This window comes from Vibrio sp. J1-1 (genome assembly GCF_021728395.1).
GTDB lineage: Bacteria > Pseudomonadota > Gammaproteobacteria > Enterobacterales > Vibrionaceae > Vibrio.
In genome coordinates this window covers 353170-369202 of the sequence record NZ_JAKKCM010000003.1, presented here as the reverse complement: position 1 = coordinate 369202, position 16033 = coordinate 353170, and the positions used below count along the sequence as shown (strand labels likewise).

The 16033-nt window shown below is 45.5% G+C and carries 15 protein-coding genes; 6 read left to right on the top strand and 9 right to left on the bottom strand.

The window, feature by feature from the left end:
* The first annotated feature begins 15 nt into the window (after positions 1 to 15).
* Positions 16 to 1926: a pyruvate dehydrogenase complex dihydrolipoyllysine-residue acetyltransferase gene (gene aceF / locus L3V31_RS06500; protein ID WP_237315299.1), complete on the top strand. Its 1911-nt coding sequence runs from the start codon at positions 16 to 18 to the stop codon at positions 1924 to 1926.
* 277 nt (positions 1927 to 2203) lie between these two features.
* On the top strand, positions 2204 to 3634 hold the full coding sequence (gene lpdA / locus L3V31_RS06495; RefSeq protein WP_237315298.1) for a dihydrolipoyl dehydrogenase: 1431 nt from the start codon (positions 2204 to 2206) through the stop codon (positions 3632 to 3634).
* A 145-nt stretch (positions 3635 to 3779) separates the two neighbouring features.
* Here lpdA and L3V31_RS06490 read toward each other — a convergent pair whose 3' ends face one another.
* Entirely contained in the window at positions 3780 to 4394 is a 615-nt protein-coding gene (locus L3V31_RS06490) for a LuxR/HapR/OpaR family quorum-sensing transcriptional regulator (RefSeq protein ID WP_237315297.1), read from the bottom strand.
* A gap of 316 nt (positions 4395 to 4710) precedes the next feature.
* On the opposite strand from L3V31_RS06490, the gene hpt reads away from it, so the two are divergent.
* On the top strand, positions 4711 to 5241 hold the full coding sequence (hpt, locus tag L3V31_RS06485) for a hypoxanthine phosphoribosyltransferase (protein ID WP_014232942.1): 531 nt from the start codon (positions 4711 to 4713) through the stop codon (positions 5239 to 5241).
* Between the two features lie 88 nt (positions 5242 to 5329).
* Here hpt and can read toward each other — a convergent pair whose 3' ends face one another.
* Positions 5330 to 5998, bottom strand: a complete 669-nt coding sequence (gene can / locus L3V31_RS06480) for a carbonate dehydratase (protein WP_237315296.1) — start codon at positions 5996 to 5998, stop codon at positions 5330 to 5332.
* Between the two features lie 280 nt (positions 5999 to 6278).
* Between can and L3V31_RS06475 the strand changes: the two genes are divergently transcribed.
* The 3 genes from L3V31_RS06475 to L3V31_RS06465 all read left to right on the top strand — a co-directional run bounded on the left by L3V31_RS06475 (position 6279) and on the right by L3V31_RS06465 (position 9945).
* Entirely contained in the window at positions 6279 to 7949 is a 1671-nt protein-coding gene (locus L3V31_RS06475; protein ID WP_237315401.1) for a SulP family inorganic anion transporter, read from the top strand.
* 307 nt (positions 7950 to 8256) lie between these two features.
* A complete protein-coding gene (locus L3V31_RS06470; protein ID WP_237315400.1) occupies positions 8257 to 9174 on the top strand; it encodes an ABC transporter ATP-binding protein in 918 nt (305 codons plus the stop codon).
* Entirely contained in the window at positions 9175 to 9945 is a 771-nt protein-coding gene (locus L3V31_RS06465; RefSeq protein ID WP_237315295.1) for an ABC transporter permease, read from the top strand. It abuts the gene before it with no gap.
* A gap of 121 nt (positions 9946 to 10066) precedes the next feature.
* On the opposite strand, the gene panC is transcribed toward L3V31_RS06465, so the two are convergent.
* From panC to sfsA, 7 genes are all read right to left on the bottom strand, one after another.
* On the bottom strand, positions 10067 to 10969 hold the full coding sequence (panC, locus tag L3V31_RS06460) for a pantoate--beta-alanine ligase (RefSeq protein ID WP_237315294.1): 903 nt from the start codon (positions 10967 to 10969) through the stop codon (positions 10067 to 10069).
* A gap of 11 nt (positions 10970 to 10980) precedes the next feature.
* The gene (panB, locus tag L3V31_RS06455) at positions 10981 to 11775 is read right to left on the bottom strand and encodes a 3-methyl-2-oxobutanoate hydroxymethyltransferase (RefSeq protein WP_237315293.1); all 795 of its coding nucleotides are present in this window, start codon (positions 11773 to 11775) and stop codon (positions 10981 to 10983) included.
* Between the two features lie 24 nt (positions 11776 to 11799).
* A complete protein-coding gene (folK, locus tag L3V31_RS06450) occupies positions 11800 to 12285 on the bottom strand; it encodes a 2-amino-4-hydroxy-6-hydroxymethyldihydropteridine diphosphokinase (RefSeq protein WP_237315292.1) in 486 nt (161 codons plus the stop codon).
* Positions 12282 to 13646, bottom strand: a complete 1365-nt coding sequence (gene pcnB / locus L3V31_RS06445) for a polynucleotide adenylyltransferase PcnB (RefSeq protein WP_237315291.1) — start codon at positions 13644 to 13646, stop codon at positions 12282 to 12284. Before pcnB ends, folK begins: the two co-directional genes overlap by 4 nt.
* Positions 13647 to 13746: 100 nt before the next feature.
* The gene (gluQRS, locus tag L3V31_RS06440) at positions 13747 to 14610 is read right to left on the bottom strand and encodes a tRNA glutamyl-Q(34) synthetase GluQRS (protein ID WP_237315290.1); all 864 of its coding nucleotides are present in this window, start codon (positions 14608 to 14610) and stop codon (positions 13747 to 13749) included.
* Between the two features lie 74 nt (positions 14611 to 14684).
* A complete protein-coding gene (gene dksA, locus L3V31_RS06435) occupies positions 14685 to 15131 on the bottom strand; it encodes an RNA polymerase-binding protein DksA (protein ID WP_014232932.1) in 447 nt (148 codons plus the stop codon).
* Positions 15132 to 15255: 124 nt separating this feature from the next.
* Positions 15256 to 15984: a DNA/RNA nuclease SfsA gene (gene sfsA, locus L3V31_RS06430; protein ID WP_237315289.1), complete on the bottom strand. Its 729-nt coding sequence runs from the start codon at positions 15982 to 15984 to the stop codon at positions 15256 to 15258.
* Between the last annotated feature and the right edge of the window lie 49 nt (positions 15985 to 16033).

Genomic DNA, 16033 nt, shown 5'->3' with positions numbered 1-16033 from the left:
GAAGGTAGATAAGAAATGGCAATCGAAATTAATGTACCAGACATCGGTGCGGATGAGGTTGAAGTTACTGAGATTCTTGTAAGCGTTGGCGACAAGGTTGAAGAAGAGCAGTCTCTGATCACTGTTGAAGGCGATAAAGCTTCTATGGAAGTTCCTGCTTCTCAAGCGGGTATCGTTAAAGAAATCAAAGTTGCAGAAGGCGACAAGGTTTCTACTGGTTCTCTAATCATGCTATTCGTTGAAGAAAATGTCGAAGCCGAGGGTGCAGCTGACGCTGCACCTGCTCCTGCGGCGGAAGCAGCTCCAGCAGCGGCTCCAGCTCCAGCAGCAGCGGCAGAATTGAAAGAAGTTCACGTACCAGACATCGGTGGTGACGAAGTTGAAGTTACTGAAATCATGGTAGCTATCGGCGACAGCATTGAAGAAGAGCAATCTCTGATCACTGTGGAAGGCGACAAAGCTTCTATGGAAGTACCGGCACCATTCGCGGGTACGCTTAAAGAGATCAAAGTAGCAGCAGGCGACAAAGTATCGACTGGCTCTCTAATCATGGTATTCGAAGTAGCAGGTTCAGGTGCTCCAGCAGCAGCTCCTGCGGCAGTAGAAGCACCAGCGGCAGCAGCTCCAGCGGCATCTGCGGCAAAAGAAGTTAACGTTCCAGATATCGGTGGCGACGAAGTAGAAGTTACTGAAATCATGGTTGCAGTTGGCGACACAGTGGAAGAAGAGCAATCTCTAATCACTGTAGAAGGCGACAAAGCTTCTATGGAAGTACCTGCTCCATTTGCTGGTACGGTTAAAGAAATCAAGATTGCAGCTGGCGACAAAGTGTCTACTGGCTCACTAATCATGGTATTCGAGGTAGCGGGCGCAGCACCTGCTCCTGCAGCGGCTCCAGCTCCAGCTCAAGCGGCAGCACCTGCAGCTCCGGCTCCTAAAGCAGAAGCTCCAGTGGCAGCAGCTCCAGCAGCAACTGGCGATTTCAAAGAGAACGAAGAGTACGCTCACGCGTCTCCAGTAGTTCGTCGTCTAGCTCGTGAGTTCGGCGTAAACCTTTCTAAGGTTAAAGGTTCTGGTCGTAAGAGCCGTATCCTGAAAGAAGACGTTCAGAACTACGTGAAAGAAGCACTTAAGCGCCTAGAATCTGGTGCAGCAGCATCTGGCAAAGGCGACGGTGCAGCTCTTGGTCTACTACCATGGCCAAAAGTGGACTTCAGCAAGTTCGGTGAGACAGAAGTTCAACCGCTATCTCGCATTAAGAAGATCTCTGGTGCTAACCTACACCGTAACTGGGTAATGATCCCGCACGTTACACAGTGGGATAACGCAGACATCACAGCTCTTGAAGCATTCCGTAAAGAGCAAAACGCGATTGAAGCGAAGAAAGACACTGGCATGAAGATCACGCCACTTGTGTTCATCATGAAAGCGGTTGCTAAAGCACTTGAAGCATTCCCTGCGTTCAACTCTTCTCTATCAGAAGACGGTGAGAGCCTAATTCTGAAGAAATACGTGAACGTTGGTATCGCGGTAGATACGCCAAACGGTCTGGTTGTTCCTGTATTTAAAGACGTGAACAAGAAAGGCATTTACGAGCTATCTGAAGAGCTAATGGCTGTTTCTAAGAAAGCACGTGCAGGTAAGCTAACTGCGGCTGACATGCAAGGTGGCTGTTTCACTATCTCTAGCCTTGGCGGCATCGGCGGTACTGCGTTTACTCCAATCGTAAACGCACCAGAAGTGGGTATCCTAGGTGTGTCTAAGTCTGAGATGAAACCAGTATGGAACGGCAAAGAGTTCGAACCGCGTCTACAACTTCCACTGTCTCTATCATACGACCACCGTGTGATCGATGGTGCGGAAGGTGCGCGTTTCATCACTTACCTAAACTCATGTCTATCTGACATTCGTCGTCTAGTTCTTTAATAGAATTAGATGAATGAGAGGCGGCAATTTAGCCGCCTCTGTTTATAGCGAATAACGAATAAAAATTATCGACAATTTGGTTGCCCTCTCTATTTAGTTCAGGGTTTTCACAATCGAATTGTTGTCTAGCTCACAGGCTAAATTGATTTACTTTTCACACCATTAACATCTCTGTAAACTGTTAGCGGTCTGAAAGTCACTGTTTAAAAATCTTACTTAAACAAAAAGAATCAAAAATTACTCAGCCTGTTAGGGATAATGACTACAAGAGGTCAAAATGAGCAAAGAAATTAAAGCCCAAGTTGTTGTACTTGGTTCTGGTCCTGCTGGTTACTCTGCAGCATTCCGTTGTGCGGATTTAGGTCTTGAAACTGTACTTGTTGAACGTTACAGCACTCTTGGCGGTGTGTGTCTGAACGTGGGTTGTATCCCATCTAAAGCACTTCTTCACGTTTCAAAGGTGATTGAAGAAGCGAAAGCAATGGCTGATCACGGCGTTGTATTTGGCGAGCCGCAAACTGACATCAACAAAATCCGTATCTGGAAAGAGAAAGTTGTTAACCAACTTACTGGCGGCCTAGGTGGCATGGCTAAGATGCGTAACGTAACAGTTGTTAACGGTTACGGTAAGTTTACTGGTCCTAACTCTATCCTTGTAGAAGGTGAAGGCGAGTCAACCGTTGTTAACTTCGACAACGCGATCGTTGCTGCTGGTTCTCGTCCAATCAAACTACCATTTATCCCGCATGAAGACCCACGTATTTGGGATTCTACTGACGCTCTTGAACTGAAAGAAGTGCCAGAAAAACTGCTTATCATGGGTGGTGGTATCATCGGTCTAGAGATGGGTACGGTTTACCAATCTCTAGGTTCTAAAGTTGAAGTTGTTGAAATGTTTGACCAGGTAATTCCTGCAGCAGACAAAGATATCGTTAAGGTTTACACCAAGCGTATCAAAGACAAGTTCAAGCTAATGCTAGAAACGAAAGTAACAGCAGTTGAAGCGAAAGAAGACGGTATCTACGTTTCAATGGAAGGTAAGAAAGCACCTGCTGAAGCAGAGCGCTACGATGCGGTTCTTGTTGCTATCGGTCGTGTACCAAATGGTAAGCTAATCGACGGTGAAAAAGCGGGTCTTGAAATCGACGAGCGCGGCTTCATCAACGTTGACAAGCAAATGCGTACTAACGTTCCTCACATCTTCGCGATCGGTGATGTTGTTGGTCAACCGATGCTTGCTCACAAAGGTGTGCATGAAGGTCACGTAGCGGCTGAAGTTATCTCTGGTAAGAAGCACTACTTCGACCCTAAAGTTATCCCTTCAATCGCGTACACTGAGCCAGAAGTGGCTTGGGTTGGTAAGACTGAGAAAGAAGCGAAAGAAGAAGGCATCAAGTACGAAGTGGCAACATTCCCATGGGCAGCATCAGGTCGTGCAATCGCATCTGACTGTGCAGACGGTATGACTAAGCTAATCTTCGACAAAGAAACTCATCGCGTAATCGGTGGTGCTATCGTTGGTACTAACGGTGGTGAACTACTAGGCGAAATCGGTCTTGCAATCGAGATGGGTTGTGATGCAGAAGATATTGCTCTGACTATCCACGCTCACCCAACTCTACACGAGTCTGTGGGTCTAGCTGCTGAAGTGTTTGAAGGTTCGATCACTGACCTTCCAAACAAAAAAGCAGTTAAGAAGAAAAAGTAATTTTTCTTAAAGCTTGAAGAAAAACCGCTGACAAGTTCAGCGGTTTTTTTATATCTGAACAGTTATTTACTACGATTGTTATTATATATCGACACATACAAAAAAGCCCGGCAAGTCGCCGGGCTTTGTCATCTCTAGGTTGACCTTACTTATTGTGATCGTAGATACAAAGCATATCCAGATATGAACTGACCAGATTCTTCAGTCCATCTTCACCTTTAAAGCGGTTAGCCTGAACAAACAATGAGTAACAAATTCCGTGGAACAGGTTGGTCAAATGTTCAGGTTTGTGTGAGTTGCACACTTCACCACGTTCAATCGCTTTGATGAACATGTTCTGTACCAATAGTTGGTTCGTGCGGTTGGTTGACACAAATAGTGGCCAAACTTCGTCGCGCGTTGAAGCACTCCATTCAAACCAAACTTTCAGCCAGTGACAATCTTGGTTAACCAACTCAATCATTGCGCTGGTGATGTTAGCAATATTGTCACGAGCGTGTAGATCTAAATCGATGTTATCTGAAAGGAAGTTCGAGAACTGACGTACTACGTGGTTCAGCACTTCATCGACCAGGTCTTCTCGAGTTGGGAAGTAGTTAAAAACAGTTGCAACAGAAACCTGCGCGATTTCAGCGATATCTGCATGACCGCCACGGCCAATACCACGTCGTGCAAATACTTCTAATGCGATTTCCATCAGTTGTTGCTTACGCTTAATAGGGGAAAGCCTAGTACGGGCTCTCTTTGCAATTGAGTCCATTATATTTACCTTGCCATTTTCGTTGTATGGGGGGAAATCCCCCTAATTGATTATTTTAATAATTGCTTAAAGCAAGTGATGAGTGTAATGGTGCATATACTCAAGGTCAACATTTGTTGTGTGATTTGTAGACAGTAATTCTCTGATTGTTGATGCTTTTCGTCAGAATATTGTGAAATCAAGGCTAGACACCCAAGAAGCCCGAGCAATGGCTTGTGACTTTTAACGCATTGAGCGTGGTGATACACTACACGCCGTAAGATTAGGTGATCGTTTGCGCGATTGACCTTAACCCACCAAATAAATTGAGCAAAGTATGAAACATACAGTAGAAGTCATGATTTCTGAGGAAGTCGTTCAGGATCGAGTTCGTGAAATAGGCAAGCAAATTACTGAGCGTTACCAAGGTAGCGAAGATCTGGTTTTGGTTGGCTTATTGCGTGGTTCATTTGTTTTTATGGCCGATTTAGCCCGTGCCATTGACCTGACTCACCAAGTTGATTTCATGACGGCATCAAGTTACGGCAATACGATGGAAAGCTCGCGTGATGTTCGTATTCTGAAAGACCTAGATGACGACATCAAAGGCAAAGATGTTCTGCTTGTTGAAGACATTATTGATACGGGCAATACGCTGAACAAGATTCGTGAAATCCTGTCTCTGCGTGAGCCAAAGTCTATCGCAATCTGTACCCTGTTGGATAAACCATCTCGTCGTGAAGTCAATGTACCAGTTGACTGGATTGGCTTCGAAATTCCAGATGAGTTTGTGGTTGGTGTAGGTATCGATTACGCTCAGAAATACCGTCATTTGCCATTCATCGGTAAAGTAGTGCCTCAAGAATAATTGAAGCCTCATTATCGAATAGATAAAAGATTGGATAGAAAGAAACGCCCACTTTGAAGTGGGCGTTTTTTGTTTAATCAATTTCGCATTAGCGACACAGGAGGGTGTTATCGGTGTTTAAAATTGTCGATAAGGCTTTCTGGTATGATTCTTCAACCGTTTCTTTAGAGTTGGAACGAATACCTAGGTACTCTAAACGGCCATCTTCTATACCATAAACAAAACCGTGAACCTCAACGTCTTGTCCGCGCTCCCACGCGTTTTGCATGATAGTTGAATTGCCCAAGTTATAAACTTGCTCGGCAACGTTAAGTTCACCTAGCTTATCGGCACGGTCTTCCAAAGGCATTTGATCCAGATAAGTGCGATGCTTGAAGTAAATATCACGAATGTGCAACAGCCAGTTATTGATCAAACCGAGTTGTGGATTATCAATGGCAGCGTTAACACCACCACAGCCATAGTGACCACAGACAATGATGTGTTTTACTTTGAGTACGTCAACGGCATACTGAACGACTGAAAGGCAGTTGAGGTCAGTGTGGATGACTTGGTTTGCAACATTACGGTGAACAAATAACTCACCGGAGTAAAGGCCGGTTAATCGTTCTGCCGGCACACGGCTGTCTGAACAACCAATCCAAAGAAAATCGGGTTTTTGGCCCTCTGCGAGCTTAGCGAAATATTCAGGGCGATCAGACTTAATTTCTTCTGACCATTTTGAATTATTCTCAAATAATTGTTTAATTTCCGGCATCTTGCAAATAACTTCCCTTAAATGACAAAAGCTCTGACAGCTGAGCTGCTCGAATATAGCAAGCGATCAGAGTTTCAACTATACACAATGTTACAATTTCGATCCCGTTAAATATTCGTCAGATAGGACTCATCTGACGTGTTTTTCTCAATAAACTCGTACAATTAATTCCGTTTATTTATCTCCCTCGAAACCCATGAAATAGTTATGGTTTAAGAGGGAAGTATTACTGGTTAAAGTGATGAAGTTTGGTTTGATATTAATGCAAGGGAATTAAGTGTTGTTCGGGAATCGATTTGAGGGTATCAATTTCAAAGGGGACATCTTTGGTGGTGTCACTACGGCAATTATCTCGCTACCTTTGGCTTTAGCATTTGGTGTTGCTTCAGGAGCTGGCGCAGAAGCTGGCTTATGGGGTGCGATCATGGTGGGTTTGTTTGCTGCTCTGTTTGGTGGTTCTAATACGCTTATATCAGAACCGACCGGACCGATGACCGTCATTATGACCGCTGTATTGACGAGCATGATGGCGAAATACCCGGAAACAGGGATGGCGATGACGTTTACCGTCGTCATGATGGCCGGTGCATTTCAGATTTTGCTGGGGACACTTAAGCTGGGTAAATACGTTACCTTAATGCCTTATAGTGTGATTTCCGGGTTTATGTCAGGGATTGGCGTCATACTGATTATCCTGCAATTATCCCCTCTGCTGGGGCATGCTGCGCCTTCAGGCGGTGTGTTAGGGACACTTTCCGCATTACCAGAGACCATTTCTAACTTGAAGTTTAGTGAGCTGTTTTTAGGCTTGCTGACGTTAGGTATTCTGTTTTTCTTCCCGAAACAATATCGCAAGTATGTACCTGCTCAGTTGGTAGCACTGGTTGCTGTAACGTTGTTGTCCGTGATGCTGTTTGATACGGATGATATTCGCCGTATTGGTGAAATCCCAGCTGGTCTGCCTTCGTTGGTTGCACCACACATTAATCCGGACATGTTTGTTGAGATGGTTATCGATGCATTGGTGCTGGGTACCCTTGGCTGCATTGATACGCTACTAACTGCTGTTATCGGCGACTCGTTAACGCGTAAAGAGCATGATTCTGACAAAGAACTGCGTGGTCAGGGGCTGGCGAATATGATTTCCGGATTGTTTGGTGCGTTGCCAGGTGCGGGTGCGACGATGGGAACCGTGACCAACATTCAGGTCGGTGCGCGCTCACCGTTATCTGGTGTGGTACGTGCGCTGATGCTGGCTTTAGTGGTCTTGGTTGCTGGTGGGTTGACCGAGCCAATTCCAATGGCGGTACTGGCTGGTATTGCGGTGTATGTCGGATTTAATATTCTCGACTGGAGCTTTATTCAGCGTGCTCATAAGGTAAGTTTTTCAGGCATGGCTGTGATGTATGGGGTGATGCTGCTAACCGTATTTGTTGATCTGATTGTAGCTGTTGGGCTTGGGGTGTTTATTTCCAACATTATTATTATCGAACGTCTCAGCCGTGAACAGGCTCGCCAAGTCAAAGCCATCAGTGATGCTGATGAAGATGACGTACCTTTAACGGACAGTGAAAGAGGGCTATTGGAGCGAGCGAATGGTACGGTTTTGTTCTTTTACCTTTCAGGGCCAATGATCTTTAGCGTATCAAAAGCGATTTCACGTCAGCACTCAAGTATTGCCGATTATGAAGTGATGATCCTAGATCTCACGGATGTACCAATGATTGATGTAACCGTGGGACTGGCGTTGGAAAACGCGATTAAAGATGCTCTGGATGCGAATTGCGAAGTTTATCTGTTGTGTCCAAATCAACATACGCGTGAACAACTGGAAAAATTCCACGTGATCGACCTAGTACCGGCTGCCAACATTTATCGATTCCGATATGAAGCTTTAAACGCGGCGGTTGCGCATGTTGAGGACGCACAATACCAGCGCATTACTGCGTAATCACTCAGTAGTGACATTCAGCTCTGCTAAGCCTGCTTGGCAGAGCTCGTTATTTCGCTGCCTGTTCTGGGTATCCCATTTCCTCCAGATACCTACTCCCTGAAGTCCAAAAACCATAAACGTACTGCGGATAACACTATTAAGTTTATATAAAGGTTTAATTGTAATCATCGTTATTCAACGATAAACTAATTATCCTTCACCGCAATACCGAAAGATGTTTCAGGAGCACCGGCTCTCAATCATTCAAATACTCTCACTTGGTATCAGCAATCACGAATTACAACAGACGGCAATCAACTACGCTATGTACGCATTAGAAATCGAACAGCTACGTAAAACGTACGCAGGCGGCTTTGAGGCGTTAAAAGGCATCAGTCTTCAAGTTAAAAAAGGTGACTTTTACGCGCTTCTCGGTCCAAACGGGGCAGGGAAATCAACCACAATCGGTATTATTGCTTCGCTTGTCAACAAAACTTCCGGAACCACCAAAGTTTTTGGTTATGATATCGACACAGACTTGGAATTAGCGAAACAGAATTTAGGTCTGGTTCCTCAGGAGTTTAATTTCAACCAATTTGAGACGGTTGAGCAAATCGTTATTCAGCAAGCTGGATACTACGGAGTATCAAAAACACTAGCAAAAGAACGAGCTGAGAAATACTTGAGGAAGCTTGATCTGTGGGAGAAACGTAAAGAGCGAGCTCGCAACTTATCTGGAGGCATGAAGCGCCGGTTGATGATTGCACGCGCCCTAATGCATGAGCCAAAGCTGTTGATCCTCGATGAGCCAACCGCAGGTGTGGACATCGAGCTGCGTCGTTCAATGTGGGACTTCCTGAAAGAGATCAATAAAGAGCAGGGGATCACGATTATCCTGACGACGCACTACCTAGAAGAGGCCGAAATGCTGTGTCGTAATATCGGCATTATCAATCGTGGAGAGTTGATTGAAAACACGACGATGAAAGCATTACTTGGCAAGCTGAGTGTTGAAACCTTTATTCTTGATCTTGAGTATGAGGGGGAAGTACCAGAACTGAGCGGTGTCATCTCTCAAATTATGGTCGAGGGCTCTCTTGAGATCGAGTTGGATAAAAGTCAGGGCTTGAACTCAGTGTTTGCCCAACTTACTGAGCAAGGTATTAAAGTCTTATCGATGCGAAACAAAGCTAACCGACTGGAAGAGCTGTTCGTAAACATTGTTAGAGAAGGGAATAAGTAAATGTACCAACTATACTGGACTGCATTTCGTAGTTTGCTAGGGAAAGAGGTGACGCGATTCTCCCGAATTTGGGTGCAAACTCTGGTACCGCCAGCAATTACGATGACACTTTACTTTATCATCTTTGGTAACTTGATCGGTTCGCGCATCGGTGAAATGAGCGGGTTCACTTACATGGAGTATATTGTTCCCGGCCTTATCATGATGTCGGTGATCACCAACTCATATTCCAATGTGGCTTCGTCATTTTTTAGTGCTAAGTTGCAGAAAAACATTGAAGAGCTGCTTGTTGCGCCAGTGCCAAACTATGTGATCATTATGGGTTACGTAATGGGTGGGGTCACTCGTGGTTTGTTAGTCGGCGCACTGGTAACCTGTGTTTCGCTATTGTTTGTGGATCTGCAGGTGGAACACTGGGGCATTATTGTCGCGACGGTATTCATGACCTCGGTGGTATTTGCACTTGGCGGCTTGATTAATGCGGTATACGCGAAAACCTTCGATGATATTTCTATTATCCCGACCTTTGTGTTGACGCCGCTGACTTATCTGGGTGGCGTTTTTTACTCTATTAGTCTTCTGCCTGAGTTTTGGCAGGGAGTATCAAAAGTTAATCCGATTGTTTACATGGTGAATGCATTCCGCTACGGATTCCTTGGTGTTTCTGATGTGGGGATCGTGACTTCTTTCAGCGTTTTGGCTGTGTTTGTTGTGGTGCTATACGCCCTTGCACACTACTTGGTAACGAAAGGAATTGGTCTGCGTTCGTAACATCCAATCATATAGAGTTGGCAAACTATCAACGCTATTTTGAACCAACCTATTTCAGGGCGGTGCTATTGAAACAAAAAAGGTCGACTCGAAGTCGACCTTTTCTTTTTACTTTTGCTTACTAGGCATCACTTGAGCTGCCATCGTTTGATTCTGAACTATCTTTAGCTTCAATTGCCATATCGACGGTTTGATTGTCGATCAGACGAACGTTACCTAAAAATGCTGACATCAGAATCACGGCTTGTTTGGTGTCTGCGGTGATCGCATCTAAGGTGCGAGCATCACGGATAAATATTTCATCCGGATGCAACCCTGCAGCTCTGAGCTGATCACTTGCATCTTCAATGATTGAAGCGTAATCATCACGCCCGCCACGCATTGCACTGCTGATCCAACGCATAGTACGCGCGAGTACGGGTGCCCGTTGGCGTTGATCAAGCGTAAGTAGCCCATTGCGGGAGCTCATCGCAAGCCCGTCCATTTCTCGAACTGTTGGTACGCCTACGATTTCAATATCCATTGCCAAGTCATCAACCATCTTGCGAATAACAGCTAGTTGCTGGAAGTCTTTTTCGCCGAAACAGGCCAGATCTGGCTGGACAATGTTAAATAACTTATTGACGATAGTCGTTACGCCACGAAAGTGACCTGGACGAGAGGCACCTTCTAAAATGGTCGAAAGACCTGGTACATCTACAATCGTCTGCTTATCTAATCCTTCAGGGTAGATAATCTCCGGTGTTGGAGTGAACACTAGCTCAACACCTTCAGCGGTGAGCTTGCTGAGGTCTTCATCCAGTGTTCTTGGGTAGTTACTTAAATCGTCGGCACGTTCAAACTGCATCGGGTTAACAAAGATGCTTACGACAACAACATCAGCGTATTCGCGAGCTTTACGAACGAGCGTTAAATGACCGTCATGAAGATTGCCCATTGTTGGGACAAATGCGACTTTACGTCCTTCACGCTTATAGGTTTTTACCTGTTCACGAACCGCTGAAATTTCCGCAAAAGTTTGCATTCACTTATCCTCTAAGCAATGGTATGTGCGTCGTCTGGGAACACACCGTTTGCAACATCTTCCATATATTTTGCAACGGCTTTGCGCATATCACCTGTTTCAGCAAGAAAGTTTTTGGAGAATTTAGGCATGTAGTTGGCAGAAATACCAAACATATCATGCATTACAAGAATTTGACCGTCAGTCACATTACCTGCACCGATACCAATCACTGGTACGTCAAGCAATTGAGTGATGCGTTCTGCCAAAGCTGCAGGAACACACTCGAGTAGGATGATTTGAGCACCAGCTTCTTGTAGTGCCAGCGCGTCTTTGACCATGCGATCCGCGTTTTCCTGCTCTCGGCCTTGTATCTTATAGCCACCAAAGATGTTCACTGACTGAGGCGTCAGACCTAGGTGAGCACAGACTGGAACCGCACGCTCAGTGAGCATTTTGACGGTATCTACTAGCCATTCACCGCCTTCGATCTTCACCATGTTGGCGCCAGCACGCATGATTTTTGCTGCATTTTCGCAGGCTTGCTCTGGCGTTGCGTAGCTCATGAATGGCATATCAGACATCAGCAAACAGTTTGGGCTACCTGCACGAACGCAGCGAGTGTGGTAGACGATGTCTTCTACGGTGACAGGCAGCGTATCGTTTTCGCCCTGAAGTACCATGCCTAGTGAGTCACCCACTAGCAGGACTGGCATTTCCTGGCTTTCAAAAAGTTGGGCAAAGCTTGCATCGTAAGCGGTTGAAGTAGCAAATTTACGACCTTCTTTCTTGCACTTGATAAGGTCGTTGATGGTCATTTTTTTCATTGTTTTATCCTTACTAGGAGTTGGCTATGACTGCCAAATATTGAGGCCGTTTCTATCTACTTGATTCAGTAGTGAAGAGACCTCTGTCCCATCAGGGAGTTGTAAACTTGGTGCAATTTCCGCAAGAGGGTAGAGAACGAACTCGCGTTCTTTCATTCCGTAGTGAGGAATGGTCAGTCTTTCGGAATTAATCACCTCATTGCCGTAAAGTACAATGTCGAGATCCAGTGTTCTTGGCCCCCAACGTTCATCTTTGCGGACACGTCCTTGCTCTTGCTCGATCGCTTGGGTGCAATCAAGCAGTTGCAAAGGCGTCAAATTGGTTTCAATCGCCACGACCGCATTAATGTAATCCGGCTGATTTTGTGGCCCCATTGGTGTGCTGCTGTAAAGCTGTGAAGCTGCCACAAACTTAGATTCAGGCAGTGTTTTTAGTGCTTCGACCGCTTGTTTTGCTTGGCTGACAGGGTCAGCCAAGTTGCTGCCTACCGCAATGTACGCTGTGATCATGACTTAGGCTTACTCTTTTTCTTGCGATAGGTTTTACGGCGACGCTGGCCTTTCGGAGCTTGGTCGTCGAGATCGGCAGCCATTGCCTGACGCATTTCTCGGCCTGCATTTTGGAAAGTTTCCCACCACTTGGCAAGTTTCTCTGTCTCGCCGCCTTCAATTTCGCCACGCATTTCAAGAAAGTCGAATCCCGCGCGGAACTTGTTCAATTCCATAAGACGGGAGGCGCGCTTACCGTTGCGTCGTGGCAGGCGTAATTGCAGTTGCCAAATCTCGCGAATAGTTGCAGTGTGACGTCGAGGGATCGCAATCGTTTTAACTTGATCATCAAGAATGATGTTACTTGCTTCCATGATGGCATCGTAATGACCAAGATTGCGTTGTTCCATCAGTTTCTCTGCAACGGCACACAGTGGGTACCAAAGCATCGCTGCGAACATAAATGCAGGATTGATGCGTTTACCTTCTTCGATTCGCATATCTGTGGAATCGAGGACTAAATCCAGCATCTGTTCTGTGTGTGATGAGTAATCTTCAGTGAAGTGCTCAGCAATGGTCGGGAAAAGCTGTTGGAATAAGTTGTATTCGCGCAGCAGGTGATAGGTTTCTAAACCATGCCCAGACTGCAATAGCTTTAATGACTCTTCGAACAGGCGTGCTGATGGGATGTCACGCAGTAGAGTCGACATTTCTTCGATTGGCGCTGCAGTGTCTTCTTCAATATCAAAGTCGAGCTTCACTGCGAAACGAATAGCACGCAGCATGCGTACCGGGTCTTCACGGTAGCGAGTTTCTGGATCACCGATCAGGCGAATCAGACGATCTTCTAAGTCCTCGATACCACGGGCGTAATCGTGAATCGAGTAATCAGCGATGTTGTAATACATTGAGTTGATCGTGAAATCGCGCCGCTCAGCATCTTCATCGATGGTGCCATACACGTTATCGCGTAGCAGCATGCCTTCTTTTGATTGCTGAGAAATACTTTTGTTTTTCTGCTCTTGATGGTGGCCACGGAAGGTCGCGACTTCAATGATGTCTCGGCCAAACATGATATGCGCCAAGCGGAAACGACGGCCAATCAAGCGGCAGTTTCTGAAAAGCTGTTTTATTTGCTCTGGTGTTGCATTCGTCGCAATATCAAAGTCTTTTGGTCTCTGTCCAAGCAGTAAATCTCGAACCCCGCCACCCACAAGAAAAGCATCGAAACCAGCACCATTGAGGCGGTACAGTACCTTCAGTGCATTGTCACTGATCTGCTTACGCGAAATGTTGTGCTCTTCACGAGTTATTACATTGAGAGCGAGCTCTGGGATTGTGGCAGGTTCGCTTGGTGTATAGTCGTTTGTATTCATGTGCATCTGGCAATAACTGGGTTTAATCCAATCTTGCTTTGGTTAGTTTTGGTGCCCTCGGGCAGATTTGCGGCTAATGATAGCACTACACAGCGCCATTTGAGAATCATGCTGTGATTTCGATCTCTGTTGGTAGCTGTTCTAACTGCCAGTTCTCGCTGCCCCAGCGAAGAATATTCGCAATATCTGAGGCTCGTATTTCTTCTGGTATATCAAAGCCCAAAAACGTCATAGCCTTTAATAGTGCTGGCTTCGGGTTGTCAATATCAATAGCCGTCGCGTGATTTTGTTTCGACAGTTTATTGCCGTTGTTATCTATCGCCAATGGTAAGTGCAAGTAACTGACTTCGGGTTGCCCTAGAATTTGGTACAAGCTGATCTGACGCCCTGTCGGTTCAATTAAATCAGCGCCACGAACAACTTCAGTTACCCCTTGGTCGATATCATCCAATACTACCGCAAGATTATAAGCAAATAATCCATCTCGACGTTTAATAATGAAATCTTCATTAACCAGTTGTTCAGGAATCTGAATGGTTCCATGTTTCAGGTCGATGAAACTGGCGATAGGCTTGGTCATTTTTAGGCGTATTGCGCCTTCTTTCAAGTTTTTATCTCGGCAAGTTCCCGGATAAAACCCACCATGCTGCTTTATTTGCTTGCGTGTACACTGGCAATAATACGCGTCCCCATTTTCTAGCCAAGTATCTATTTGAGCTTGGTAGAGATGATGACGCTGACTCTGATAAACCACCTCGCCATCCCAATGCAATTGATAAGCTTGCAGTGCTTCCAGAATCGCTTGTGTTGCGCCGGGCATTTCCCTTGGAGGATCGAGGTCTTCTATGCGAACTAACCATGCTCCATGGTTGGCTTTTGCTTGAAAATAACTACCAAGGGCGGCTACCAGTGAGCCAAAATGCAATGGCCCTGAAGGAGATGGGGCGAATCGGCCAACATAGCTTGTCATGTGTAAATCTCGAACAGATAAGCCAAAACAAAAAGGGAGCCAGAGCTCCCTTCCATAATCAAAATGCGTGGTGGTTAGCCTTGCATCTGCTTTTCTTTGATTTCTGCAAGCGTTTTACAGTCGATACAAAGATCGGCAGTTGGGCGTGCTTCAAGACGACGAATGCCGATCTCTACGCCACAAGACTCACAAAAGCCGAAGTCGTCTTCTTCGATTTTGTCTAACGTCTTTTCAATCTTCTTGATCAAACGGCGCTCACGGTCACGATTACGCAGTTCTAGGCTGAACTCTTCCTCTTGAGAGGCGCGGTCCACTGGATCAGGGAAGTTTGCTGCTTCGTCCTGCATATGGTGAACAGTACGGTCCACTTCAGATCTTAGCTGATCACGCCAAGCTGTTAGGATTTTCGTAAAGTGTTCAACCTGCTCTGGTGACATGTATTCTTCACCAGGCTTTTCCTGATATGGCTCCACGCCTGCAATGGCCAGGATGCCAATCGTTTTTTTCTTTGATTCTGGCATACAGCATCTCCTACTTACACCTAGTCAACTGCTTCGCAGTCTATTTAAGGCGGGTATCTATAGCAAAAAGAGGCGGTGCAGGCAATTACTGATTTGCAATCTTATCGTCAATGTGAAGATAACATCATTTTTTCTCTAAATTGATGAAATCAACAGCGGAAATTAGCGATATGTCAGTACTGCTTAGTTCAGCTTTATAGCAGAGAACTTCGACTCCAGCATCTTGTGCTTGTTTGAGTAATTGTGAATATTTTGCGTCTATATGGTGTGCCGCAGATACTTTTTCAATACCCGAATGTAAAACAGTAAATAAAAGTATGGCTCTACTTCCATTTTGTGCCATTTCTGTGAGCTCTCTCAGGTGTTTTTGTCCTCGAGTGGTGACTGCATCGGGGAAGTACCCTTGTCCATCCGAGTGAGTTTCATCAAGAAGAGTGACGCTTTTCACCTCTATATAGCACTTCGGTTTATCACTTGCGCTGAGCAAGATATCAATTCGGCTATTTTCATTGCCATATTTCACTTCAGTTTGAAGTGTGTCGTAACCGCAAAGCTCTGAAATGATATTGTTTTCAATTGCCTCAATCGCTAATTGGTTGGCGCGCGCGGTATTGATACAGATACGATGGCCGATCTTGGTTTCACTGATCTCCCAGCTATTGGGGTATTTGCGTTTAGGGTTATCGGACGTTGAGTACCAAATTTTATTACCTGGCGTGGCGCAGCCTGTCATCGCGCCAGTGTTGGCGCAGTGGATGGTGCGAACTTCACCGTTATCAAGTTCAATATCGGCAAGGAAGCGTTTGTAGCGTTTGAGTAGAGTCGCTGACTCTAAAGCGGGTTCGAAATGCATTTTGCTTATTTAGACAGGAATGTTTTTATGTACAATGTTGCCATCATTA

Excerpts from the sequence above, each read along its gene's own strand:
- aceF (WP_237315299.1), top strand. The coding sequence starts at position 16 with ATGGCAATCGAAATTAATGTACCAGACATCGGTGCGGATGAGGTTGAA.
- lpdA (WP_237315298.1), top strand. The coding sequence starts at position 2,204 with ATGAGCAAAGAAATTAAAGCCCAAGTTGTTGTACTTGGTTCTGGTCCT.
- L3V31_RS06490 (WP_237315297.1), bottom strand. The coding sequence starts at position 4,394 with ATGGACTCAATTGCAAAGAGAGCCCGTACTAGGCTTTCCCCTATTAAG.
- hpt (WP_014232942.1), top strand. The coding sequence starts at position 4,711 with ATGAAACATACAGTAGAAGTCATGATTTCTGAGGAAGTCGTTCAGGAT.
- can (WP_237315296.1), bottom strand. The coding sequence starts at position 5,998 with ATGCCGGAAATTAAACAATTATTTGAGAATAATTCAAAATGGTCAGAA.
- L3V31_RS06470 (WP_237315400.1), top strand. The coding sequence starts at position 8,257 with ATGTACGCATTAGAAATCGAACAGCTACGTAAAACGTACGCAGGCGGC.
- L3V31_RS06465 (WP_237315295.1), top strand. The coding sequence starts at position 9,175 with ATGTACCAACTATACTGGACTGCATTTCGTAGTTTGCTAGGGAAAGAG.
- panC (WP_237315294.1), bottom strand. The coding sequence starts at position 10,969 with ATGCAAACTTTTGCGGAAATTTCAGCGGTTCGTGAACAGGTAAAAACC.
- panB (WP_237315293.1), bottom strand. The coding sequence starts at position 11,775 with ATGAAAAAAATGACCATCAACGACCTTATCAAGTGCAAGAAAGAAGGT.
- folK (WP_237315292.1), bottom strand. The coding sequence starts at position 12,285 with ATGATCACAGCGTACATTGCGGTAGGCAGCAACTTGGCTGACCCTGTC.
- pcnB (WP_237315291.1), bottom strand. The coding sequence starts at position 13,646 with ATGCACATGAATACAAACGACTATACACCAAGCGAACCTGCCACAATC.
- gluQRS (WP_237315290.1), bottom strand. The coding sequence starts at position 14,610 with ATGACAAGCTATGTTGGCCGATTCGCCCCATCTCCTTCAGGGCCATTG.
- dksA (WP_014232932.1), bottom strand. The coding sequence starts at position 15,131 with ATGCCAGAATCAAAGAAAAAAACGATTGGCATCCTGGCCATTGCAGGC.
- sfsA (WP_237315289.1), bottom strand. The coding sequence starts at position 15,984 with ATGCATTTCGAACCCGCTTTAGAGTCAGCGACTCTACTCAAACGCTAC.